The sequence below is a fragment of the Nonomuraea sp. C10 genome, assembly GCF_008017515.1.
Taxonomy (GTDB): domain Bacteria; phylum Actinomycetota; class Actinomycetes; order Streptosporangiales; family Streptosporangiaceae; genus Nonomuraea; species Nonomuraea ferruginea.
In genome coordinates this window covers 5,197,359-5,220,810 of record NZ_VPFF01000001.1, presented here as the reverse complement: position 1 = coordinate 5,220,810, position 23,452 = coordinate 5,197,359, and the positions used below count along the sequence as shown (strand labels likewise).

The window sequence follows — 23,452 nt, the reverse complement described above, 5'->3', positions numbered from 1 at the left end:
GCGCTTCTTGCGTCAGCTCAACGAGGCGAGCGGCCCGCAGGCGGCCGGCGCGGTACAGCGGCTGCTGGAGCACTGGCGCTCACGAGGTGGCGAACTCCAGTACGGCACTTCCGCGAGTGCCTCCTGTGCGCCGATCATCAAGGTCGGCGGACAGAGCCTGTACGCCATCCGCTTCTATGCCAAGAGCGCCGAGATCCCCTTCGGGCTGCTGCGCAAGCGCAAGCCGTTCGACGACCCCGCGCTGCGTGAGGAACTCCGGCAGCGGCTCAACGACGCACCCGGCGTGGACATACCCGTCGCCAAGCTGGAGTTGTATCCCCCCATCAAGAACACCCAGTTGGCGAACGTCGCCGTGTCCGACGTGGTCGTCGCGGCGCTCGACTGGTTCATGGCCGTGGTGACCGCGTCGGACGAGCGTGCCTGGGACTCGCCGTAGTCCTCCCCGGCCGCCGTCGGGGCTGCATGACAGGACGTTCACCGCCCCGGGACACCCTCACACCCGCAGGAGAGTGACCTGGCGGCCGGACGGTGTGGTCGCCAGGTCGAAGCTGCCGCGCTCCTTCCAGGGCGGGGCTTGGGGGCGGCGGTCGAAGATGACCAGGACGCCGGTGGTGAGGGTCAGGCGGTCGAGGTAGCGGTCGAGCTGGGCCAGGCCCGCAGGCTCTGGGTCGTCCGCGCCGGGTCGCCACACCTTCAGTTCCATGGCCTCGCGCTGCGTCAGCCGTTCGCCGTCGGGGCTGGTGTACGGCCAGCGGATGTAGACGTCCATGCGTTTGCGGCCTGCGGCGTATTCGCGGTCGAGGTGGCCGCCGCCGTTGACGAGGCGGTGCAGGAAGGCCATGAGGATGATCTGGCACGCCGCCTCGTGGTAGCCCTCCTGCTGGATGAGGACTTCGCCGTGCTCGCGCCAGAACACGACGAACTCCTCCAGCAGGCGCGGCAGGTCGAACCGGCCGTCGGGGAGCACGAAGCTGTGCGGATCGGCGTGGACGTTCTGCTCCGTGAGGTCGCCCAGCACGCGCAGGATGACCTCCCGGTAGATCGGGTTGGCCACCTGGGGCGGAGGTTGCTGGGTGATCAGGCCCAGATCGCGGGCGTAGGACAGGTCCTCGGAGTTGCCGCGGTCGGTGTAGGGGCCGCCGGCCACGATCGGCTCCATCACCCGCTTGACCCGGGGCTCGTACAGCCGAGCCGCCAGGGAGTCCAGGTGGGTGGCGCGCTTGCGGATGAGCCGTTCCTTGGCCTCCTCGATTCGCTCGCAGGTGATGGTGCCGGTCACTCTCATCTGGAAGGTGATCTCGTAGGCGAGGGCGTTGACCAGCCAGGGTTGTCCCTGGGTGAGCTCGAAGGCGCGGTCCACCGCGTCCTTGGTGAACCCCTGGCCGGTCGCCTGGGTGTGTTGGTCGTACAGTTCGGCGATGTCGTCGGCGGTGAAGTCGCCCAGGCGCAGTGAGTCGGCGAGGATGTTGAACGGGCTGGCCGCATTGAACCGCTCAGGGGCGCCGCCGGAGGCTACCTTGTAGTCACGCAGGTCGCGCAACCCGCACAGCACCACCGACGCGGGGAACGGATAGCCCTTCGATCGCTTGTTGTGCCCGTCGCGGAGCTGGCCGAGGACGCTGACCAGGCTGTTGCCCTGCAAGGCGTCGATCTCGTCGAGGAACAGCACGACCCGGCGCGGGCAGCGTCGGCACCACTCCCGCAGCGCCGCACCGAACCGGCTACCGGGCGTGACCCGCGGCCGGGAAGGTGGCGGTAGCAGCTTCTTCGGCCAGCCCGACAACTCGGCGGACTCGCGGAGGGAATCCAGCAGAAGCGACTCGGCGGCGCCGTAGTCGTCGCCCGCCGCCTTGGCGCGTTCGCAGGAGAACATGAGGGCGGCGGTGCCGCCTTCGGCGGTCAGGCCGGAGGCCAGAGCGTCCAGGACGGTGGTTTTCCCGGTCTGCCGGGGGGCGTGCAGGACGAAGTAGCGGTCCATCTCGATGAGCGTCCGCGCTTCGGGAAGCCGGGGTATGGGGGGCAGCATGTAGTGGAGCCGCGGGTCGCAGGGGCCGGTGGTGTTGAAGTATTTCGCTCCGCGCGTTCGCATGGTCACAGCCTGCCACCTTCTTGGGTGTCGCACCGGGGACAAGCCCTCTCTGACGCCGATGACTCGTTCATGGGGCCTGCCGCCCCTGGCAAACGAACCAGACGATCTTGCCGTCCGGCGCCGGATCGACACCCCATCGTTCGGAGCAGGCCGCGACGGCAGCCGGCCCGCGTCCGTGCTCCTCGTCAGGCCCCGCTGGTCGGTGGCGTGTCGTGGGCGGAGTCCAGGACGCGGGCGGCGTCGCGTTCGTACGGGCCGCGCGCCGTCACGGTGAGCAGCCCTCCGGCCAGTACGGGCAGGGTCATGACGAGCAGGGCGCTGGTGAGGGAGCCGGTCCGGTCGGAGAGGATGCCCACGATCAGCGGTCCGACGGCGATGGCGCCCCCGGCGACGAGCTGGGCGAGGGCGAAGGCGATGCCTCGGGAGGAGGCTCCGATCACGTCGGCGAGTGACGCGGTCAGGTTGGGGGTGGCCATCGACATCAGGATGACCGCGGCGGCCGTCAGCAGGGCGAACGGCATCAAGGCGCGGGGGGCGGCGAGCAGCGCGACGGCCATGACGACCGCGCCGGCGACGACGCCGCAGCCGCCGACGAGCAGCCGGCCGCCCTTGCGGGTGACGTGCGCGCGGCGGCCCAGCCACGCCCCGACGAGGGTGCCGGTGACCACTCCGAAGACGGTGACCAGGCCGCCCAGCGCTCCGGCCTGCCCGGGGGACAGGGCGAAGGTGCGGCCGATCAGCGTGGGCATCCAGTAGAAGAGCCCGGCGACGCCCATGCCCAGCGTGGCCAGGCCGACGGTGACGATGACCAGCGTGCGTACGGCGAGCACGTCCCGCACCTGCCGCCCGAGCCGCGGCGGCGTCGCCCGGCGCGACCCGGCGCCGTCCGCGACGGCACCGCCGGCGGCGGCCCCGGCGGTGACCTGGTCGAGGAGGCCGCGGGCCGGCTCGCGGAGCCGCAGGCAGATCAGGGCGGTCAGCAGGCCGGGGATCGCCATCAGCAGGAACGCCGCCCGCCAGCCGAACGCCTGCCCCAGCACCGCGCCCAGCACCGTGCCGATCCCGCCCAGGTGCGCCGACATCCGCGTCCAGCCGAACGCCCTGGCCCGGCTGATCGGCGGGTAGTAGTCGGCCAGCAGGCTGCCGGTCGCCGGGTTGTCGACGTGCTCGGCCGCGGCCAGGGCCATGCGGGTAAGGAAGAAGACGGCGAATCCCGGGGCGAGGCCGCTGCCCGTGGTGGATACGGCCCAGAGGAAGACCATGACGGTGATGACGCGGGTCCGGCTGAAACGGTCGGCGAGGTATCCGGCGGGGATGGCGACCGCCGCCGCCGCGATCGCCGAGCCGGTCGGGATCGCTCCGGCGACGGTGTCGCCGATGCCCCACTCGGCCTGGATCAGCGGGAGGAGGCCGCTGAGCAGGCCGGCCTCGACCCGGTCCACCAGGCCGACCAGGAACAGGATGACGAGCGGCGCCCAGCCGTAGGGGGCCGGGTCACCGGCGCGGATGCCGCCGGGAGGAGGCGCCCCCCAGCGGCGCCGCGGCACGGGGCGGACGTCGTCACGCATGACACACCGGCCGGTCAGGACACAAAGTCGCGCACCTTCGCGTAGACGGAGGCGTCGGTCAGGAACGCGGCGTGCGACAGGCATCCGGCGTACGTGTTGACGGCCCCGGCGAGGGACACGCTCGAGTCGGGGTTGACCACCGTGTCGCAGTCGGACCAGAACGTGCCGTACGCGACGTCGCCCGGGGTCTCGTCACCGCTGTTGAGCTCGGTCAGGAACGGCGAGCCGATCCGCATCTCCTGGCAGGTGAGCCGCTCCTCCGAGCAGAGGCGGGTCGCGGTCGTGCCGTGGTTGGGGCCCGCCAGGGAGACCCAGGTCCTGACGGCCGCCGTGCCGCCGAGGAACTTGAGGTAGTGGCGGCTGTTCAGCGAGCCCATCGACATCGCGACGATCGTCACCTTCGCCGCGCCCGTGGAAGATCGGATGGCGTCGACCCTGGCCCGGATGTCGGCGGCGATGTCGACGTTGGACTTGGTGCTGTCGTAGTCGACGGTGAACAGGCGGTCGGCGGGCCACCCGTCCGCCTCGAAGCGGTCGATCATCGTGCTCCAGCGGCTGCCGTCGCCGCCGTAGCCGTGCACGAACAGGATCGGCCCGGTGTCCGCCCGCGCGGGCGGGGTGCCGGGGATCAGCACGGCCAGACACGTCAGCAGCGCTGCTGTCAGGGCGGTCCCGGCGCGAGCTACGGCGTTCATGGGCGACCTCCTCGGGGAGTCCGACGAATGCCACCTGATTGTGCGCGACAGGAAAGTTAATGGCAACAATTAAATTGCTTTCTCCGGCGGACGCCGAATGCTTGACCAGGTCGCCGTCTGCCCTCTATGCTCCGGCCGTCTAATGGTGACCCTTAACTATTCCGCGGGGATCGCCGCGAGCGTCTCCGTCGAGGCCGGGGCGGTCAGTCCGGCGACGAGCATGTCGAGCAGATTGCCGAAGAACAGCTCCCCCGTCACCGGCGGCTCGCCGGGAGCCGACTCGTCGAGGAGCTGGGCGCGCAGGCCGAACAGGCTGATGAGCTGGGACCGCAGCATGGCGAGCCGCTCCAGCCGGAGAGGGCGGGGGAGCGGTTCGAGCGTCGCGTGCAGCCATCGCACGACCGCGAGCCCCGCCGGCGCGTCCACGATCCGGAACGGCCGCCGGTAGGCGAGCGAGGGATAGCTCAGCCTGGCCACGATGCGCAGGTGGGCCCGGCCCAGCTCGGTGCCGAGGTCCTCGTCCATGGGGGCGGCGAGCGCGTGGACCAGGGCCCGCGGGTCCGCGGTCAGGTCGTCGGCGGCGACGGCGGCGACCAGCGGCGCGCGGCGCGCCTCGACGGCCTCCAGATGCCCGCGCAGGATGGCCTCCACCAGGCCGTCCTTGCCGCCGAAGTGGTAATGCAGCGCCGACTCGTTACGCGCCCCGATGGCCTCGTGCAGCTGACGGGTGGTCACGTCGGCGACCCCGTGCCGGGCGAACAGCAGCGCGCCCTGCCGGAGCAGGGCGTCACGGGTACTTGATCTGGACACTTCGCCATACTATCGTCCGACAGATATTAATGAGATCCATTACTCATGGAGGAGATCGAACGCATGGCGGACGCCCTGGAGGCCTGGAGGCGGTTCGTGCGCGCGCTGGACGAGGCGGGGGAGACCGTGGCCGGCCTGGCCGGGCCGGACGCGGGCGTCGACGTCGCGGAAGGCTTCCGCTATGTGCTCCACGTCCTGGCCGACCAGGTCGACCGGGCCGGCACCCGCGACTCCGGCCGCCCGCTGTTCCTGCCGGGCGTCACTCCGGTGCGCAAGCTGTTCTTCGACAACCCCGACACCGAGTACGACATCGCGCTCATCTCCAGCCGGCGCTCGTACCGCATCCGAGGAGACCGCGGCACCGTGCCGTACCTCGCCTTCTGCGTCTACGGCGCGAACACCGGCGACGGCCGCCCGACCCGCGTGACCAACCTCAACGACGAGCGGATCGCCTTCGGCCCCGACGGCTCGTTCGAGATCACGCTCTCCCCGGAGGCGCGGCCGGGCACCTGGATCCCGCTCGCGCCGGGAGCGCACACGGTCATCGCCCGCCAGTACTTCCTCGACCGCGCCCGCGACAGGCCCGCGCGGTTCACGATCGAGGCGCTCGACGATCCGGGGCCGGATCCGGTGTTCGACGACGCCCGCTTCGTCGCCTCCACCCGGTCCGCCGCCGCGTTCGTCACGGCCGCGACGCGCGTGGCACGGCAGCGCGCCGAGCAGGCCGAGGCCACGCCCAACCGGTTCGCCGAACACCGGGGCCACGGCCTGTACGGGACACCCGACGCCGGCTATGTCATCTGCTGGTACTCCCTCGAACCGGACCAGGCCCTGGTCGTCGAGGCCCGGCCGCCGCGATGCCGCTACTGGGGCGTCCATCTCGCCAACCGGTGGGGCCAGTCGCTCGACCATCGCAGCCGCTCCACCGCGCTCAACGCCCGCAGCGCCACGCTCGCGCCCGACGGGACCCTGCGCGTCGTCGTCGCCCACGCCGACCCGGGCGAGCCCAACTGGCTCGACACCGCCGGTCACCCGCGCGGCTGGGTGCTGTTCCGATGGCTGCTCACCGACGACGTGGTGATCCCCGAAGCACGGGTGGTCCCGCACCCCGCACGACGCACCGGCCCCGGAGGACCGACATGAGCTCACCCGTCTGGCACGACGACGCGGCACCGGTCCCCGAGGCCGCGGATCCCCGCGTCACGGCGGCCAAGAACGCCTTCCTCGCCGGCTTCCCCCTGGTGGCCACCGCGCGCATCATGCAGGGCATGGCGCAGCGGCTGGGCGTCAACACCATGTGGGCCTCACGGCGGCTGTCGGGCCCCGGCAGCCGGGCCATCGTCGCGCCGAACCTGGACACCGTCTACGCGCTCGCCGTCCTGGACCTGCGGGCGGGCCCTCTGACGCTGACCCTCCCCGACATTCGCGACCGCTACCACAGCGTGCAGCTCCTCGACGCCTGGATGGGCGGCTTCGGGCTGCTCGGGACGCGGACCACCGGCGGCCGGGGCGGCTCCTGGGCCATCCTTCCCCCCGGCCACTCCGGCCCGATCCCCGACGGCCTCGAACCGATACCGTGCCCCACCGGTCACGCCTTCCTCCTCTGCCGGATCCGCGCCCTCGACGCCGCCGACGCCGCCGAGGCCGGCGCCCTCGCCGCCCGGATCGAGCTGCGCGCCCTCGCCGGAACCGCCGGAGGCACGACCCTGCCGCCCCCCGCCGGCCGCGCGCACGACACCGGACGCGACGGCATCGGCTTCTTCGACGAGCTCTGCGCCGCGCTGCCTGCCAACCCGCCCGTCACCGCCGAGCAGCGCCGGGCGCTCGACGCCGTGGCGGCCCTCGGCGTCGCCGCCGGCCGGCGCCCCGGCGCCGAACTGGACGAGTCCGGCAGAGCGGTCCTCGCCGCGGCCGTCGCGGCGGGCATGCGCGAGCTGGAGCCACCCGCCATCGCCCCCCGCACCGTCAACGGCTGGACCACCAACCTCGGCCTCGGCACGCAGGACACCCGCGGCGGGCTCCGCGAACGGGCGACGGTCGCCAGATACTTCTGGGGCCCCGTCCCGGCGGAGGAGGCGATCTACCCGCGGACCTCGACCAGCGCGGACGGCCTGCCCCTGGACGGCTCCAAGCGCTACCGCATCCGCTTCCCCGGGGGCGGCCTGCCCCCGGTCGACGCCTTCTGGTCCCTGACCGCGTACGGCCCGGACATGTTCCTCGTCCCCAACGAGTCCGGCCGCTACTCCATCAGCGGCGACGACCCGGGCCTCGTCACCGGCGCGGACGGCTCGCTCGACCTGCACCTGTGCCACGAACCGCCGGCGGGCTCCGAGAGCAACTGGCTGCCGGTCCCGGCCGGTCGGTTCAACCTGATCCTGCGTCTCTACCTGCCCCGCCGGCCGGTCCTCGACGGCGCGTACGCGTACCCGCCCGTGACCGTGCTCCCGCCCGGTACGTGACGCTGATCCCGGCGGGAGCGGGACGCCCGCGCCTCCGGTGGCGAGGCCAGGCGTCAGGAAGCCGGAACCGGAACGACCACATGTCCAGCGAATGTCCTGTCGCTGCCCTCGTCCTGTCCCTTCCTGGAGGCGAGGCTTCAGTGAGCCCGTTCTCGGGCCACCAGAAGCCACGCAGTCGAAAGAAGGGGACAACCATGCGTACGAAGATCCTGCGGGTCGGGCAAGTAGCCATCGCCGCGGCCGCGACGGCCCTGGCCATGACCGCCCCCGCGCAAGCCCACTCGTTCCGCGTGGGAAACGACTGGGGCTTCGCGGAGATCAACTCCAACCACACGAGGCTGAACGTCTGCCGGGTTCTCGGAAGCTGGCCCGATTCGGACGTCTGGGGCACGGTGCGGTACAGCGGCGGCACCCTCATCCGATATGACGCGCCCATTTACAGCGGCGTGTGTTACCTCCACACCCTGAGGTCCAACCCCACCGACGTCAGGTTCTGCTGGCGGCCTTCGGGGACGAACAACCAGTGCACGGGGTGGCGGGCCGTCTGATCCTCCCGCTGCTCCCCGCGGGCGGAACCCCGCGTCGCCATCCTGGCCGACCTGGTCAGCCGCCTCGGGCGAGCTCTTCCGGAACGGCTGCTGTCACGCTGTCTTGGCCGGCGCCGGCCGGCGGCGCCTCGCTTCTGGAGGGTGCGGTGTAAGGGAGAGCAGGTTGGAACACCGCGAGGATCTCGCCGATCTGATGGTCCTGTTCGAGAGGGTGCCGCAGCGGCAGGGTGGGGTTGAGCCGGTAGCGGTTGCGGCGGCCTTCCCGGCTGGCGGTGAGGTATCCCGCGGCGGTGAGGTCGGCCAGGATGCGTTGCGCGGCGCGCTCGGTGATCTGGACGCGGGCGGCCACATCGCGGATGCGCACGCCGGGGTCGCGGGCGATGCACAACAGCACGTGGGCGTGGTTGGTCAGGAAGGTCCAGTCCGGCACGTCCACCATTTTACGAGCACGATTTCGTTGTCATGAATCGAAAGTGACGAATCGCGAGTCAGGCGGGGAGAGCGGGTCACCCCTCCCGTGCCATCCGGCCGTCGGTGGCGGCGCCGGAGGCACGGGTGGCGATCAAGCTCCAGACGATCGAGACGGCGATGGCGACGACGATGACGCCCAGCGTCAGCGGGATCGGCAGTTTGCCGACCGGGGTCTCCGAGAGGATCAGCTTGACGCCGGCGAAGGCCAGCAGCACGGCCAGGCCGTAGTGCAGGTGGACGAACCGGCGGAGCAGCCCGGCCAGGCAGAAGTACAGGCTGCGCAGCCCGAGAATCGCGAACGCGTTGGCGGTCCAGACGATGAAGGCGCTGGTGGTGATCGCCAGGATCGCGGCGACGGAGTCGATCGCGAAGACCAGGTCGGTCGCCTCGACGGCGATGAGCACCACGAGCAGCAGCGTGGCCACCCGCCGGCCACCGGTGCGGACGAAGAAGCGGCCGCCGTGGTAGCGGGGGTCGGTGGGGATCACCCGGCGCACCAGGCGCACCACCGGGTTGCGGTCGGGCGGGGTCTGCTCGCCGTGCCGGAAGGCCATCTTGTAACCGGTGTAGACGAGGAACGCGCCGAACACGTACGCGGTCCAGAAGAACGTCTCCAGTAGTTCCACGCCGACGAAGATGAACGCGAGCCGGAAGACCAGCGCTCCGATGACCCCCCAGAACAGCACCTTGTGCTGGAGCGTGGCGGGAACCGCGAAGGCGGTGAAGATCAGCGCGAAGACGAACACGTTGTCGATCGACAGCGCCTTCTCGATCAGGTAGCCGGCGAAGTAGGTGCCCGCCACCTCCCCGCCCTGCCACCACCACAGGATCGCCCCGAACAGCACGCCGGCGGCGATCCAGACGCCGGACCAGACGGCAGCCTCGCGAAAGCCGATGACGTGGTTGTCGCGGTGCAGGAACAGATCGACGGCCAGCATCGCCGCGACCACCAGCATCACCGCGACCCACGCCCACCAGGCGACAGACACAACGGACCCCCTCGACCCGGCCGCCCGCGCGGGCGGCGTCGGCTGGTCGACGGTCTCCCCAGGTCGCCTCGGCGGGCGACCGCACCACCGGGCCCCGGATCCACCGGGTCCGTCCTGACGGCGATGCGTCGATCGTCGGGTACTCCCCCTCGATTCGGGAACAAGTATTCACGACACAAAAGACGTGTGTCAAGCCCGCCTCGCGGAGTCCGTACTCCGGTGGCGGGCGGGCGCCGAGATGACCGCGGGCGAGCCTTCCGCCGAATATCCTCTTCTCGTGATCACGGGTCGCGCGCTGCCGGGCCGCTCTTCCCGGGCAGGTGCGAAGGACCGATGTACTGCAGACCCTGCAGTCCTACTGTAAGGACCGGTATCCTTGCGGTTGTCGCGCTCGGGCCGCCCCCTTCGCCGACGGCCCGTCTGGAGGAGATACGGATGTCAAACGAGATTGCGGAGCCACTGGACGTCGCGGAGATAGGCCGGCGCCTGCGCGAGGCCAGAGCGTCCAGGAACCTGTCCCTGGACGTGGTGTCCGCGGAGTGCGGGATCAGCCCGAGCCTGCTCAGCCAGGTCGAGCGGGGGAAGGTGACCCCGTCGCTGGCCACGCTGCACAGCATCACCCAGGTGCTCAACATCGCGATGTTCGACCTGTTCGGTTCCCCGGCCGACCGGCCGGCCCTGATCCGGGAGGGCTCCCGCAACGTCATCCGCCCGCCCGACAGCGGCGGGGTGTCCTACGAGCTGCTCTCGTCAGGGCAGCTGCGCAACCTGCAGATGATCGAGATGCACCTGAGCGCGGAGACGGGCAGGTTCAACCACGCCCTGTCCCACGCGGGCGAGGAATGCCTGATCGTCAGGCGCGGGTCGGCCGTCATCAAGGTCGGCGCCGAGGAGCTGACGCTGAGCGAGGGAGACTCGCTCTCCTACGTCGCCCGCCTGCCCCACCAGTTCCGGGGGCTGGAGGACGACACGCGGCTGATCATCTCCATGACCCCTCCGGCGTTCTGAGCGGCGCCGCCGTCTCAGCCGACCAGGGCCTGCACCTCGATCTCGACGTCCATGCCGGGGTAGGCGAGCACCGGGAGGGGCACCGGCACGAGAGCGGGGGAGGAGTCGCCGAAGAACGCGCCGACCTCGGCCTGGAGAGCGGCCAGCTTGCCCGGCCCGCTGCCGGCGTCGGCGGCCACGAAGGCGGTGAGCCGCCGGACCGCGGACCGGGGCACGTCGAGTTCGTCCAGCACCCGCGCGATGTAGTCGAGCGACCGGCGCACCTGCGCGGGGAAGTCGCCGACGTCCAGTGAGCGGGCCCGCTCGTCGAGGGGCACCTGCCCGCCGACGAAGGCCAGGCCGCCCGAACGGTTCCCGTGCTTGTACGGCAGATGGAACGGCCAGTCCCAGTGACCCTCCGGCCAGGAGTGCCGGCGGGCCGGACGGGCGCCCCGCAGCGCCAGCACCTGCATGGCGATCAGCACGCCGGGCTCGTCGAACCGGGGCACCGGGATCCCCGTCGTCGCCGGCCCGGGTTCGGTGAAGTACCCGGCGCGGACGCGCGCGGCGACGGCCCAGTCCTCCTGAGTCCCCTCGCCCCGGTAGAAGATGTTGAACTTCACCACGTCGTCGGTGCCCAGGCCCTGCTCGGCGAGGAGGTCCTGGATGGTCCGCAGGATGGCGTGGGACTGCTCGACGATGTCCCCGGCCTCCGGCGCCGTGATCAGCCGGGTCGCGACCGCCGGGCCGCCGGCCGCGTACCGTCCGCCCGCCTCGCGGGCGGCGGCCACGCCGGAGGGTAGGGCGGTGGCCTGCACCCGGGTCAGGTCTTCGCCGAGCACCCCGACGGCGGCCGGGATCGCCGACACCGGGAGGGCGCCGTCAGGGTTCAGCTCCCGCACCGACTCCCGTGCCTGCTCGGCGCTGAGCCGCGCGTGGTCGTAGAACACCTCGACGGCGAGCAGTTCTTCAGGGCGGACGCCCTGCTCGGCGAGGGTCGCCGCGGCGGTGCCGCCGGGACCGGCGTCGAGGAAGCGCAGGACGGGAGTGGGAGAAGGCATATCGGGACTCGCCATCGGTGAGGTGGGACGGGTTTCCAGCAGGTTCAGGAGGTCCACGCCGGGACGCCTCCGACCCAGGTCTGCGTGACGGGTATCTGGTCCAGCTCGTCGGGCGGGACCTCGAACGGGTCCGCCGCCAGGACGACCAGGTCGGCGAGGTAGCCGGGGGCGAGCCGGCCCTTGTGGCCCTCCTCTCCGGCCGCCGCCGCGGCGCCGGTGCCGAACAGGGTGAGCGCCTCGCCCGTGCTGATGCGCTGGTGAGCGCCGAGCACGCGGCCCGCGCGGGTGCGCCGGGTGACGCAGCTCTTCACGCCGAACAGCGGCTCGTACGGCCCGCACGGGTAGTCGGACGACCCGGCGACGGTGATGCCGGCGTCCAGCATGCGGCGGTGGGCGAACATCCGCCCGAGACGTTCCTCGCCGTAGGCGTCCACGAGCGCGTCGCCGTGGAAGGTGACGTAGCCGGCGAACGGGACGGGGATCAGGTCCAGCGCCGCGATCCGCTTCACGATCGCCTCGTCGACGACGGAGCAGTGCTCGATGCGATGGCGGGTCGTGATGTCCGGCCTCCGCCGGCGGGCGTGCTCGACCGCGTCCAGCAGGAGCGCGATGGCGCGGTCGCCGTTGGCGTGCACGGCCAGGCGCAGCCCGGCGGAGTGCACGCGCACCGCGAGGTCCGTCAGCTCCTCCGGGCTCACGACAGGCATGCCGTGGTCGTCCGTGCCGCGGAACGGCTCCGACAGCCAGCAGGTGAGCCCGGCCACCGCGCCGTCGACGAACGCCTTGATGCCGCCCAGGCGCAGCCACTCGTCCCCGAACCCGTCCTGGATCCCGGCGGCGATCAGGTGGTCCGCGTGCGGGTACGTCACCAGGGCGGTGACCCGCTGCCGGAGCCGGTCGCGGGCCCGGGCGGTCTGCAGCAGCCGCAGCTCGTCCGGGCCGACCATCGCGTCCCCGATCGAGGTGATCCCCGCCGACAGGAACCTGGCCGAAGCGGTGTCCAGCCCGGCGAGCAGCTCGTCCTCGCCCGGCGGCGGGATCACGGGCGGGCGGCGAGCAAGGGACGGGTAGGCCAGGTCGAACAGCGCCTGCTCGTACAGCACCCCGGTCAACCGGCCGGCCCCGTCCCGGCCGAGCGAGCCGCCGCGCGGATCGGGGGAATCGTCGGTGAGCCCGGCGGCGGCCAGCGCCGCGGAGTTGACCACGCCCCAGTGGGCGCCCACATGGGTGACGAGGACCGGCCGGTCGGGCACCCAACGGTCCAGGTCGTGCCGGTCGACGACCCGCCCGCCGGTGGTCCGTACGTGGTCGTACCGGCCGGCTCGCAGCCAGGCACCCGCCGGCAGTGTCGCGGCGGCGGCCCGCAGGCGCTCCGCCAGCCGATCCGCGGACGGGGTCACGTCCGCGGAGACGTCGGCGCCGACGGAGTCGCGCGCCGCCATCGTCAGGTGCAGGTGCGCGTCGACGAACCCCGGCAGCGCGCAGCCGCCGCCCAGATCGGTCTCCGGCGCCTCGGGGAACCGCTCGCGCAGCCCGGCCAGCGGCCCGGCGGCGACGACGCGGTCACCGGCGACCGCGAGCGCGTCCACCACCTGAGGAGCGCCGGTCGGAGCCATGGTGCGGATCCGTTCGCAGCGCAGCAGCCGCACCGGCATGTCGTTGACGGCCATGCTGCAGTCTTCCCGAACCGGCGCGCAGGTCGGCAATCGTCGGATCCTCCGGACGCCGGGGCAGGAACCTGGAGATTGCTACAGTACCGGCGTGTACCTGCACGAACTCGTGGCCACGGAGGGCCTCGGCCTGCGGTTCGTGCTGCGTCCCAGCCGGCCGGTCCCCGTGAGCTGGGTGCACTCCACGGACATGGCCGACCCGAGCGGCTACCTCGGCGGCGGCGAGCTGATCCTGACGATCGGGCTGTGGCGGCAGGCCGAGGGCGACGCCGAGCGCTTCGTCCAGGCGCTCCACCGCTCGGGCGCCGCGGCCCTCGGCTACGGCGTCGAAGCCCCCGGCGCGGACATCCCCGCCGACGTGCTGGACGCGTGCCGGTCCATCGGCCTCCCGCTGGTCCGGGTGCCGCACGAGGTGCCGTTCATCGAGGTCGCGCGGGCTTTCCACGCCGCCGCGAACGCCGAGCGCCACGACCTGCGCCGGCTGGTGCGGCACCACGAGGCGCTGGCCGCGGCGGTCTCCGGCGGGGGCATGCCCGAGCTGGTCCGCGTCCTCGCGGCGCAGCTCGCGGGCGACGTCTGGGTGGCGGACGGCCCCGAGGTGGTCTGGGCGAGCCCGGCCGCGCCGCCCGGCGCCGCCGCGGTGACCTGCCAGCGAGGCAGCCAGGCCGTCGCCTTCCCCGTCCAGGCCGTACTCGCCGACTCGACGGCGGTCACCGTCATGCGGGTGGACGAGGTCGCGCCGGCCCGGTGCTTCCTCGGCTACGCGCGGCCCGTCGCCGCCATGACGGCGGCCGAGCGCCGCGTGCTGGACAACGCGCTGCCCTACCTGCGCGGCGAGCTGGTCCGGGTGCGGGAGCGGCGCGGCCACGCCGCGTCACGCCGGCGCGAGCAGCTCGCCCTGGCCGAGAGCGGCCGCCCGGCAGGCCCGCCGCTGGCGGGGCCCGCTCCGGCCGTGGCGGTGCTCGCCTACCCCGCCGTCCCAGGACCGGTCGCGGACAGCCTGCTCGACGCCGTGCCCCCGGCGGCGCGGGACTGCGGGGCCGACGAGGTCGAGGTCATCCCGGACGTACGCGAAAGCGTCCTGATCCTGCGGCCGGGCGCGGCGGTCGGCGACCAGACCGTGGCGTGCCTGCTGAAATGTGTGGAACGCCAGCTCGACCGGGAGGTCCACGCCGGCTGGACGCTGGCCCGCGACGGGGAGTCCGACCTGCCGCGCGCCGTGACCGCGGCCCGGCGCGCCGCCCGGCTCGCCGCCACCGGCGCCGGGCGCGAGCGGGTCGCCAGGTACGAGCGCCTCGGCACCCACGAGGTCCTGCTCGCGCTGGACGAGGAGATCGTCGGCGGGTTCGAGGACCTGGTCCTGGGCCCGCTGGTGGAGTACGACTCCCGGCACGGGTCCCAGCTGGTGGCGACGCTCAGGGAGTTCCTCGACCGCAACGGCGCCTACCAGGCGAGCGCCGAGGCCCTCGGGATCCACGTCAACACGTTGCGGTACCGCCTGGTGACGATCGAGCAGGTCACGGGGCGGGACCTGCGCCGGATGGCGGACAAGGTCGACTTCTATCTCGCCCTGAGATCTCGGCGGTCGCCGGAGGACCCCGCGGCCTGAGCGGGTCAGGGGCGCTTTGTTGCGCTCAGGTAAAAGGCTCAGACGTTCGCCAAGGTTTTGGTTGACCTTTTCCGACATCGCTACCTATGTTTGTACCCACTCTGCAGCACCACTGCAGCCTCTTGCAGTCACGCTCTAGGGCAAACCAGTGCCACCGAGCGGTCCCTGCCCCCCATCCGCCGATCGTCGACGTCTGCCGGAGCAGTGTCCGACAGGAGGTACGAAATGTCCCATGAATCAAGTGACCTGATGACGCCCCTGGTCACGACCATGACGCACGAGGCACGGATCATCCGGCACGCCGGGCTCGCGTACACCAGGGCGCGGCAGGAGGCCGGTCTCGCCACCGTCGAGCGCGCCCTGCGCGGCTACTACGACTGGCGCGCGGAGGCCGCCGCCGGCCGCGGCGGCGACGGCCTGCCGGGCATCGTGCGGGCCTGGGGGACGGCCGAACTGCTGTCCGTCAACGCCGAGAAGTGGGGTGAGCTGCGCGTCGGCGAGGCAGGGCTCCGGCTGGAGCTGCACGGCACGCCGGAGCTCCTGCACTACCGGGCCTCCGGGGTGCCGGCGTTCGCGCTGATCCACTACCGGGCGCTGGTGTCGGCCCTCATGCGCGCCGCCGACCTGCCGGACGACGTCGAGGCCGGATGGCAGGGCGACTCGCTCGTCCTGGAGGCGGGACAGGCGCCGCCCTCGGGTGAGGGGACGCTCCCCGGCGTCCCGCTGACCGGCGAGGAGGGCCTGGCCCTGCTCAGGGCGACCACCGAGAACCGCGGCGCGCTGCTCGTGTACCTCGGCCGCGAGGCCGAGCAGGCCTTCGGCGCCGACGGCGACCTGATGTTCCGCGAGGCCGTCCGCGCCTTCGGCGCCGAGCGCGGCGCCGCCATGCGCCTGGACCACCTGAGCAAGGGTCTCACCCTCGACCTGGTGAACATGATGGAGCTGTACGACTCCGGCGGCAACGAGGACGTCTGGCAGTACCGCGACGAGGGCACCCTGACCCCCGTCGAATGGTCGCAGGACTGCACCTTCTGCCCGTTCGTCCAGCCCTGGCACGACCTCGACGGCCTCCGGTACGGGGAGATCTACGACTACGAGTTCCACGTCTCCCAGTTCAAGGCCTACCGCGAGGACATCGAGGTGAAGTGGGGCGAGTTGATGTCGCGCGGTGACGCGACCTGCGAGTTCCGTTTCTCCATCCCGGGGCCCGTCCCCGCCTGAGCGGGCGTTCCACCCCTCAACGTCCCAGGGACGCGTGACCACGCGCCCCTGGATCGTTCCATCGCCAAACGAACAGTAGGAAGAATCATGGGTTGGTCGAGAAGGCCCGTCACGGTGGCAGCCGCCACGTCGGTGCTGGCGCTGCTCCTGGCAGCGTGCGGCGGCGGAGGAGACGGTTCAAGCGCAGGTGGCGGCGACAAGCAGCTCACCTTCGTGTCCTGGGGCGGTGGCTACCAGGAGACGCAGGAGAGCCTCATCGTCAAGCCGTGGGGTGAGAAGAACGGCGTCCGCACCCTCTCGGACGGTCCGACGGACTACGCCAAGCTGAAGGCGCAGGTGGACTCCGGCAACACCCAGTGGGACGTGATCACGCTGGAGCCCTTCTGGGCGATCTCGCAGTGCGGCACCATGCTGGAGAAGATCAAGGACAAGGTCGACACGTCCAAGCTGCCCGCCGAGGCGGTCACCGACTGCGGCATCCCGTTCGACATCCTGTCCTACGTCCTGGTGTACGACTCCGCGAAGTTCGGTGACAACCCGCCGACCTCGTGGGCGGACTTCTTCGACACGGCGAAGTATCCGGGCAAGCGCGGCGTGTGGAACTACGCTCCCGGCGGCGCGCTGGAAGCCGCGCTGCTCGCCGACGGCGTCGCCCTCGACGGCCTGTACCCCCTCGACACGGCCAGGGCGATGAAGAAGCTCGACGCGATCCGCGGCGACATCGCCTTCTACGACACCGGCGCGCAGCAGGTGCAGCAGTTGCAGAGCCAGGAGGTCGTGATGTCGATCGCCTGGAGCGGCCGAGCGCTCGACGCCGTCCGCGCGGGCGCCACGTACGAGCCGGTGTGGAAGGACAACCTGATGCTCGTCGACTCCCTCGCGATCGTGAAGGGCTCGAAGAACATCGACCAGGGCGTCAGCCTGATCAACGAGATGACGTCGGCCGCCGGCCAGAAGGCGTTCGTCGAGAAGTACACCTACGGGGTCGTCAACTCCGACGCCAAGCCGGAGCTCGACGAGACCGCGCGGAAGTTCTCCCCCACCGAGAACGGCCAGGGTGAGCAGGGCCGCTACATGGACCAGCAGTGGTGGGCGGACAACTTCGACAAGGTGAGCGCCGACTGGACGAAGTGGGCGTCCGGCTGATCGGAGCGTCCACCACCACCTCGATGCACGCGGGCGCCGTCCGGAGGCGGCACCCGCGTCATCGGCCCATCCCATGTCCCATGGCCGACCGAAGCACGACAGGAGCGGGAACCACGGCATGCTGAAGCTCGCCCAGCAGACGGCCCGGCGACTACGGGGGATCCACCTGGCGATCCCCCTGCTCGTCCTGCTCGTCGCATTCTTCGCCATCCCGGTCCTGGAACTGGTCCGGCGCTCGTTCCTCGACGCGGACGGCGCGCTGACGTTGCAGAGCTACGGGGACTTCCTCGGCACGCCCGCCTACCGCACGATCCTGTTCCGCACGTTCTTCGTCGCGGTCATCTGCACCGTGGCGTGCCTCCTGTTCGCGTATCCGTACGCGTACCTCATGACCCTGGCCGGCCCGCGGCTGCGCCGGGCGCTGCTCGTGCTCGTGCTGCTGCCGTTCTGGACCAGCCTGATGGTGCGTACGTACGCGTGGCTGGTGCTCCTGCAGGACACCGGACCGTTCAAGGCGGTCCTGGCCGCGATCGGGCTCGGGCAGGTGGACCTGATCCGCAACACCACGGGCGTGGTCATCGGCATGGCGCAGATCCTGCTGCCCTTCATGGTGCTGCCGCTCTACAACAACCTCCAGAAGATCGAGCGTTCCGACCTGCTGGCCGCCCAGTCGATGGGGGCGACGCCCTTCCGGGCCTTCTGGCGGGTGTACTTCCCGCAGAGCCTGCCAGGGTTGTTCGCCGGCAGCGTCCTCGTCTTCATCCTCGCGCTCGGCTTCTACATCACGCCGGTGATCCTCGGCTCGCCGCAGAACTCGATGATGTCCCAGTTGATCGTCCGGCAGGTCACCGAGCGGCTCGACTGGGCCAGCGGCGGCGCCATGGCCGTGGTGCTCGCCGTGCTGACCCTCGTCTTCGTCGGCCTCATGAGCCGGGTCGTCAACGTCCAGCAGGCCTTCGGCGGAACGGTGGACAAGAAATGACCAGCACGGAGACCAGGAGCCGGCCGCGCTGGCTCTACCTCATGGCCGCCATCGTGGCCATCTGGATGACGGCGCCGCCGCTCGTCGTCATCCCGATGAGCTTCGCCTCCGAGCGCACGCTGACCTTCCCGCCGTCCGGCTACTCGCTCCGCTGGTACCAGGAGTTCTTCCAGAACCCGGTCTGGATCGACGCGCTCCGGTCGTCCCTCCTGATCGCCGTCCTGGTGATGGTCATCTCCGTGGTGATCGGGACGCTCGGCGCGTTCGCCGTGGTCCGCGGGCGGTTCCGGGGCCGCGGACTGCTGGAGATGGTGGGGATCGCCCCGCTGGTCGTCCCGATCGTGGTGCTGGGCATCGGGGTCTACGCGATGTTCCTGCGCTGGGGGCTGATCGGCACGGTGCCCGGCTTCGTGGCCGCGCACTGCGTCCTCGCGGTCCCGTACGTGATGATCACGGTGGGCAGCGCGCTGCGGGTGGTGGACGGCCAGCTGGAGCGCGCCGCCCAGGTGCTGGGCGCCCGCCCGCACCGGGTGTTCCTGCGCGTGACGCTGCCGCTGATCGCCCCGGGCATGCTGGCCGGCGGGCTGTTCGCGTTCGTCACCTCGTTCGACGAGGTGGTCGTCTCGCTCTTCATCGTCAGCCCTGGCCTGCGGACGCTCCCGGTCGAGATGTACTCCAGCGTGACGCGGGACATCAACCCGACCATCGCCGCGGCCTCGACCCTGATCCTCCTGGTCAGCACCGTGCTCATCCTCGTCTCGACGAAGTTCCTCTTCTCCAGCAGCTCCGACGGAAGGTCAAAGCGATGACCGTTGCAGTGGACACCGACCTGGCCCTGGAGCTGCGCGGTGTCTCCAAGCAGTACCCCGGCACCGACACGGCGGCCGTCAGCGGCGTCGATCTCCAGATCCGCCGCGGCGAGTTCGTGACCTTCCTCGGCCCCAGTGGTTCGGGCAAGACCACGACCCTGAACATGATCGCCGGCTTCATCTCGCCGACGGCGGGGGAGATCGTCCTGCACGGCCGGAACATCGCCGACCTGCCCCCGCACCAGCGCAACCTCGGCATGGTCTTCCAGAACTACGCGCTGTTCCCGCACATGTCCGTCTGGGACAACGTCGCGTTCCCACTGGTCGAGCGGAAGTACCCGAAGGACCAGATCCGCGAGCGGGTGCGCGCGGCCCTGGAGATGGTGAACCTCACCGGCTTCGAGAAGCGCCGTCCCCGGGAGCTGTCCGGCGGCCAGCAGCAGCGCGTCGCGCTGACCAGGGCGCTGGTATTCGACCCGCCGATCCTGCTGATGGACGAGCCCCTGAGCGCCCTCGACAAGAAGCTGCGCCAGCGGCTCCAGCTGGAGATCAAGCGCGTCCACCGCGAGGTCGGGATCACGTTCCTGTTCGTCACCCATGACCAGGAGGAGGCGATGGCGCTCTCGGACCGCGTGGTCGTCTTCGACCAGGGCCGGATCGAGCAGGTCGGTACGCCCGACGAGCTCTACCGCCGGCCCGCGACGCGGTTCGTCGCGGAGTTCCTCGGCGACAGCAACCTGATCAAGGGGAAGCTCGTCGAGCAGGACGGCGCCACCGCCCTGGCGACCCCGGAGTGCCGCATCCCGCTGCCGGACTGGCCGGGCGGCAAGCAAGCCCCGTCCGGGGACGAGCACTGCGTGATGTTCCGGCCGGAGGACGTCAAGGTCCTCCCCGCCGACGACGCGGAAGCGGCCTGCCGGGCCACCGTGCGCGAGGTCGTCTACCTGGGCTCCGAGCAGCGGGTGATCGTCACGACGGAGACCGGCCGCGACGTGACCGTGCGGACGGGCGGTGAGATGACCGGGATCCCCGGGGTGGGGGACACGGTCGGCCTGCGGTTCTCTGCGAGCAACGCATGGCTGATACCGACGGGCGGGTAAGCCTGTTCCGGGCCCGCGCCGTCCTGCCGGAGGCGGGCTGGCCGGGCCGCCCCGCGGACGCGCTCGCCGTGATGGGCGGCAGGGTCGCGGCGGTCGGCCCGTTCGGCGAGCTGTCCGGCGCGTGGCCGGACGCCGACGTGGTCGACCTGGGCCGCCGCTGGGTCATCCCCGGCCTGGAGGACGCGCACTGCCATCCCACGATCGCCGCCGACGAGCTGTGCCACGTCAGCCTGTCACCGCGCGACCAGCGCGATCCGCGTCGGGTGGCCGCCGCGGTGGGCCGGGCGGGCCGCAGCAACGGCTGGGTGAAACTCGTGGGCTGGCTGGAGGAGCGGTGCGGCGGCGCCGCGGTGGACCGGCGCCTGCTCGACCGCTTGTGCCCGGCGGACCCGCTGGTGGTGGTGCACGCGAACGGCCACTGGGGCTACGCCAACACGGCCGGCCTGGCCCGCATGGGCTTCGCCGACGACACCGGCGCGGTGATCGAGGCGGAGGTGCCGGCGAACGGCTGGGTGGAGACCGGGGCCGACGGTCTGGCCACCGGCCGCGTCTTCGAGCAGGCGATGTTCGACATCATGGAGCCGGCCCTCGCCCGCCACCCCGGCCGGGTCGCCCTGGCCGGTTTCGAGGACCGCCTCGCGGCGCTGCGGCGGATCCAGCGGGACTACCTGAGCCGCGGCGTCACGGCGCTGACCGAGGCGCTGTGCGGCGAGACCGGATGGGACCTGCTCGAACGGATCCAGGCCGAAGGCGCCTCGCCGCGCTACTCGGCGCTGGCGCCCGTCGGCGATCCGGACCTGGCGCGCCGGCTGGCCGAGCGCGGCGGGCCCCGGCTGCGCCTGATCGGGCTGAAGTCGTTCGTGGACGGCGCGCTCAACGGCGGGACGTGCCTGCTGAGCGAGCCCGTGCCGGACGGTGACCCGCAACAGCTGCGCACCGCCGACGACGTCGCGCGGGAGTTGCGGCTGGCCGATTCCCTCGGCCTGCTCCTCGCCGTGCACGCCAACGGCGACGCGGCGATCGACGTGCTGCTGCGCGCGTCGGAGCGGACCGGGCTGCGCGGGCGGATCGAGCACGGCAGCGTCGTCCGCGACGACCAGGTGCCGGTGATCAGGCGCCAGGGCTGGGGCGTCGTGCCGTTCGGCTCGTACATCCATGAGCACGGAGAGCGGCTCGCGGACACCTACGGGCGCGCCCGGATGGGACGGCTCATCCGGCACCGGACGCTCGTCGACGCCGGTGTCCCGGTGGGCGGCTCGTCGGACTACCCGTGCGCGGGCCCCGACCCCTGGCAGGGCATGTGGAGCTGCGTGACGCGACGGTCCAGGGAGGGGGAGGTGCTCGGTGAACAGGAGCGACTCACTCCGGTACAGGCGCTGCGCCTGTACACGCGGGGGTCGGCGTCGGTGCGCCCCGGGTCCGGCCCGGCCGGCGCGCTGCGGCCGGGCGCCCCGGCTGACTTCGCGGTGCTCGACGCCGACCCCCGGCGGCAGGAAGGGCTCGAAGCCCGGCTCGGCGCGCCGGTCGCGGCCACGTTCGTGGCCGGCGCACCCGTGTACGCCGGCCACGACGTCGAGGTCAGCGGGCCGGAGTGGTGTCGCTGACGTGGCCGCCGGCCATCACGGTCAGCAGCTCGTACGTGACGTGGCTGGCCGCGACGCCGGTCAGCTCCGCGTGGTCGTAGGCCGGCGCCACCTCGACGACGTCCGCGCCCACCACGTTGCGCCCGTCGAGGGCGCGCAGCAGCTCCAGCAGCTCCCGGCTGGACAGGCCGCCGGCCTCCGGGGTCCCGGTCCCGGGCGCGTGCGCCGGATCGAGCACGTCGATGTCCACCGAGACGTAGACCGGACGGTCGCCGAGCCGCCGCAGCATGACCTCGATCAGCGTGTCGAGCCGCTCGTGGGCGAACTGGCGGCTGGTCAGCTGCTGGAACCCGAGCCGGGCGTCGTCGGTGAGGTCCTCCTTGGCGTACACGGACCCCCGGATGCCGACGTGCAGGCAGCCCTCGGGGTCCAGCAGCCCTTCCTCGGACGCCCGCCGGAACGGCGTGCCGTGGGTGACCGGCGCGCCGAAGTAGGTGTCCCAGGTGTCCAGATGCGCGTCGAAGTGCAGCACCGCCAGCTCGCCGTGGTGGCGGTGCAGGTCACGCAGCAGCGGCAGCGCGACCGTGTGGTCACCGCCGAGGGTCACCAGCCGCGTGCCGGCGCCGGTCAGCGCCCCGGCCTGCTCCTGGATCTGCCCGACGGCGTCCGTGATGTCGAACGGGTTGATGACCATGTCACCGGCGTCGGCGACCTGCACGACCCCGAACGGGGAACGGTCCAAAGCCGGGTTGTAGGGCCGCAGCAGCCGGGAGGACTGACGGATGTGGGAGGGGCCGAACCGCGCCCCCGGACGGTAGCTGACGCCGCTGTCGAACGGCGCGCCGATGACGGCGAGGTCGGCCTTGCCGACCTGGTCGGTACGGGGCAGGCGGGCGAAGGTGGCGGGCCCGGCGTAGCGCGGGACCTCGGTGCCGGACACCGGCCCGACGGGGCGGTTGGTTTCCATTCCGTTCTTTCCGTTCAGGGAGAGCACTGCTTCCGGTCCCGGCCGCGCTGCGGTGGCCGGGGACATTGCGCTCAGGATACGCGATCTGTAGTATAACTGCATGAGTTTCAGTCACACTGCAGAAACGGGTCTCCGCGACTCCGTCCGCAGCGTGCTGCGCCGGGTTCCCGCCACCGTCGTGGTCGTGACCTCGTTCGTGTCCGGCCGCCCGTGGGGCGTCACCGCGTCGAGCTTCTCGTCGGTGACCCTCGACCCGCCGATCGTGTCGATCTGCCTGTTCTCGCACACGGCGGTCATGCGGGCCGCGCGGCTGCACGGCCGCGTGGGCGTCTCGGTGCTGTCGGCCGGCCAGGTCCACGTCGCCCGCGCGGCCGCCGCGCCCGGCGCCCCCAAGTTCCTGGAGTCCTTCTCCCCGGAGGCCGAGGGACTGGGGGAGACCGGCATCCCCCATCCGGCGCCGAACCGGCGCTGGGATCCGCACGACGGCGCCGCCGTCCCGCCGGCGCCGTCGGTGCACGGCGCGCTCGCCCACTTCGACTGCGCCATCTCGCAGGTCGTGACCGTGGGCGACCACGACGTGCTCTTCGCCCGGGTGGAGCGGGTCCGCGAGGGCGACGCCGCCCTCCCGCCGCTCCTCTACTACGACCGTGACTTCTACCGTCTCCCCGACGACCCCATCGAAGGTTGA

Annotated in this window: 22 protein-coding genes; 13 read left to right on the top strand and 9 right to left on the bottom strand. The window is 71.8% G+C overall.

Translation table 11 applies throughout. The annotated features are described in order from the left end of the window. Positions 1-7 precede the first annotated feature (7 nt). On the top strand, positions 8-436 hold the full coding sequence (locus FR742_RS24060) for a hypothetical protein (RefSeq protein WP_148033036.1): 429 nt from the start codon (positions 8-10) through the stop codon (positions 434-436). A 57-nt stretch (positions 437-493) separates the two neighbouring features. Here FR742_RS24060 and FR742_RS24055 read toward each other — a convergent pair whose 3' ends face one another. The 4 genes from FR742_RS24055 to FR742_RS24040 all read right to left on the bottom strand — a co-directional run bounded on the left by FR742_RS24055 (position 494) and on the right by FR742_RS24040 (position 5,162). Then, positions 494-2,089 (bottom strand): ATP-binding protein, encoded by a 1,596-nt coding sequence (locus FR742_RS24055; protein WP_222709037.1) that lies wholly within the window; start codon positions 2,087-2,089, stop codon positions 494-496. Positions 2,090-2,274: 185 nt separating this feature from the next. Then, positions 2,275-3,657, bottom strand: coding sequence for an MFS transporter (locus FR742_RS24050; RefSeq protein ID WP_148033035.1), 1,383 nt, complete (start codon positions 3,655-3,657; stop codon positions 2,275-2,277). Positions 3,658-3,671: 14 nt separating this feature from the next. Then, on the bottom strand, positions 3,672-4,352 hold the full coding sequence (locus tag FR742_RS24045) for a triacylglycerol lipase (RefSeq protein WP_148033034.1): 681 nt from the start codon (positions 4,350-4,352) through the stop codon (positions 3,672-3,674). Between the two features lie 156 nt (positions 4,353-4,508). Next, positions 4,509-5,162 carry a TetR/AcrR family transcriptional regulator gene (locus FR742_RS24040; protein WP_148033033.1) on the bottom strand — a complete coding sequence of 218 codons (654 nt, stop codon included), beginning with the start codon at positions 5,160-5,162 and terminating at the stop codon, positions 4,509-4,511. Positions 5,163-5,207: 45 nt separating this feature from the next. Between FR742_RS24040 and FR742_RS24035 the strand changes: the two genes are divergently transcribed. The 3 genes from FR742_RS24035 (at position 5,208) to FR742_RS24025 (ending at position 8,169) form a co-directional block, all read left to right on the top strand. Continuing rightward, the gene (locus FR742_RS24035; RefSeq protein WP_148033032.1) at positions 5,208-6,305 is read left to right on the top strand and encodes a DUF1214 domain-containing protein; all 1,098 of its coding nucleotides are present in this window, start codon (positions 5,208-5,210) and stop codon (positions 6,303-6,305) included. Then, positions 6,302-7,621, top strand: a complete 1,320-nt coding sequence (locus FR742_RS24030; protein WP_187281283.1) for a DUF1254 domain-containing protein — start codon at positions 6,302-6,304, stop codon at positions 7,619-7,621. Before FR742_RS24035 ends, FR742_RS24030 begins: the two co-directional genes overlap by 4 nt. 194 nt (positions 7,622-7,815) lie before the next feature. Beyond that, positions 7,816-8,169, top strand: coding sequence for a hypothetical protein (locus FR742_RS24025; protein ID WP_148033030.1), 354 nt, complete (start codon positions 7,816-7,818; stop codon positions 8,167-8,169). Positions 8,170-8,224: 55 nt separating this feature from the next. Here the strand turns inward: FR742_RS24025 and FR742_RS24020 are convergent, their stop codons facing one another. Together FR742_RS24020 and FR742_RS24015 are read right to left on the bottom strand one after the other, a co-directional pair. Further along, on the bottom strand, positions 8,225-8,599 hold the full coding sequence (locus FR742_RS24020; protein WP_396989693.1) for a helix-turn-helix transcriptional regulator: 375 nt from the start codon (positions 8,597-8,599) through the stop codon (positions 8,225-8,227). Positions 8,600-8,675: 76 nt separating this feature from the next. Next, positions 8,676-9,629 carry a TerC family protein gene (locus FR742_RS24015; protein WP_148033028.1) on the bottom strand — a complete coding sequence of 318 codons (954 nt, stop codon included), beginning with the start codon at positions 9,627-9,629 and terminating at the stop codon, positions 8,676-8,678. Positions 9,630-10,064: 435 nt separating this feature from the next. On the opposite strand from FR742_RS24015, the gene FR742_RS44690 reads away from it, so the two are divergent. Then, positions 10,065-10,637: a helix-turn-helix domain-containing protein gene (locus FR742_RS44690; RefSeq protein ID WP_187281282.1), complete on the top strand. Its 573-nt coding sequence runs from the start codon at positions 10,065-10,067 to the stop codon at positions 10,635-10,637. A 14-nt stretch (positions 10,638-10,651) separates the two neighbouring features. On the opposite strand, the gene FR742_RS24005 is transcribed toward FR742_RS44690, so the two are convergent. Next, positions 10,652-11,677, bottom strand: coding sequence for a RidA family protein (locus FR742_RS24005; RefSeq protein ID WP_148033026.1), 1,026 nt, complete (start codon positions 11,675-11,677; stop codon positions 10,652-10,654). 44 nt (positions 11,678-11,721) lie between these two features. Next, positions 11,722-13,347 (bottom strand): amidohydrolase, encoded by a 1,626-nt coding sequence (locus tag FR742_RS24000; protein WP_148033025.1) that lies wholly within the window; start codon positions 13,345-13,347, stop codon positions 11,722-11,724. 91 nt (positions 13,348-13,438) lie between these two features. On the opposite strand from FR742_RS24000, the gene FR742_RS23995 reads away from it, so the two are divergent. The 7 genes from FR742_RS23995 (at position 13,439) to FR742_RS23965 (ending at position 21,818) form a co-directional block, all read left to right on the top strand. After that, positions 13,439-14,956, top strand: coding sequence for a PucR family transcriptional regulator ligand-binding domain-containing protein (locus FR742_RS23995; RefSeq protein WP_187281281.1), 1,518 nt, complete (start codon positions 13,439-13,441; stop codon positions 14,954-14,956). Between the two features lie 249 nt (positions 14,957-15,205). Continuing rightward, positions 15,206-16,177: an L-2-amino-thiazoline-4-carboxylic acid hydrolase gene (locus tag FR742_RS23990; protein ID WP_148033023.1), complete on the top strand. Its 972-nt coding sequence runs from the start codon at positions 15,206-15,208 to the stop codon at positions 16,175-16,177. 87 nt (positions 16,178-16,264) lie between these two features. Further along, the gene (locus FR742_RS23985; RefSeq protein WP_148033022.1) at positions 16,265-17,323 is read left to right on the top strand and encodes an extracellular solute-binding protein; all 1,059 of its coding nucleotides are present in this window, start codon (positions 16,265-16,267) and stop codon (positions 17,321-17,323) included. A 118-nt stretch (positions 17,324-17,441) separates the two neighbouring features. Further along, positions 17,442-18,305 carry an ABC transporter permease gene (locus FR742_RS23980; protein ID WP_148033021.1) on the top strand — a complete coding sequence of 288 codons (864 nt, stop codon included), beginning with the start codon at positions 17,442-17,444 and terminating at the stop codon, positions 18,303-18,305. Then, positions 18,302-19,114, top strand: a complete 813-nt coding sequence (locus tag FR742_RS23975) for an ABC transporter permease (protein ID WP_187281280.1) — start codon at positions 18,302-18,304, stop codon at positions 19,112-19,114. Before FR742_RS23980 ends, FR742_RS23975 begins: the two co-directional genes overlap by 4 nt. Continuing rightward, positions 19,111-20,214 carry an ABC transporter ATP-binding protein gene (locus FR742_RS23970; protein ID WP_148033020.1) on the top strand — a complete coding sequence of 368 codons (1,104 nt, stop codon included), beginning with the start codon at positions 19,111-19,113 and terminating at the stop codon, positions 20,212-20,214. The genes FR742_RS23975 and FR742_RS23970 overlap by 4 nt, the downstream gene beginning before the upstream one ends. Continuing rightward, positions 20,190-21,818, top strand: a complete 1,629-nt coding sequence (locus tag FR742_RS23965; protein ID WP_148033019.1) for an amidohydrolase — start codon at positions 20,190-20,192, stop codon at positions 21,816-21,818. Before FR742_RS23970 ends, FR742_RS23965 begins: the two co-directional genes overlap by 25 nt. On the opposite strand, the gene speB is transcribed toward FR742_RS23965, so the two are convergent. Then, entirely contained in the window at positions 21,793-22,764 is a 972-nt protein-coding gene (gene speB / locus FR742_RS23960; protein WP_148033018.1) for an agmatinase, read from the bottom strand. The two genes, FR742_RS23965 and speB, sit on opposite strands and share 26 nt — an antisense overlap. Positions 22,765-22,864: 100 nt before the next feature. Between speB and FR742_RS23955 the strand changes: the two genes are divergently transcribed. Then, positions 22,865-23,452 carry a flavin reductase family protein gene (locus FR742_RS23955; RefSeq protein ID WP_148033017.1) on the top strand — a complete coding sequence of 196 codons (588 nt, stop codon included), beginning with the start codon at positions 22,865-22,867 and terminating at the stop codon, positions 23,450-23,452.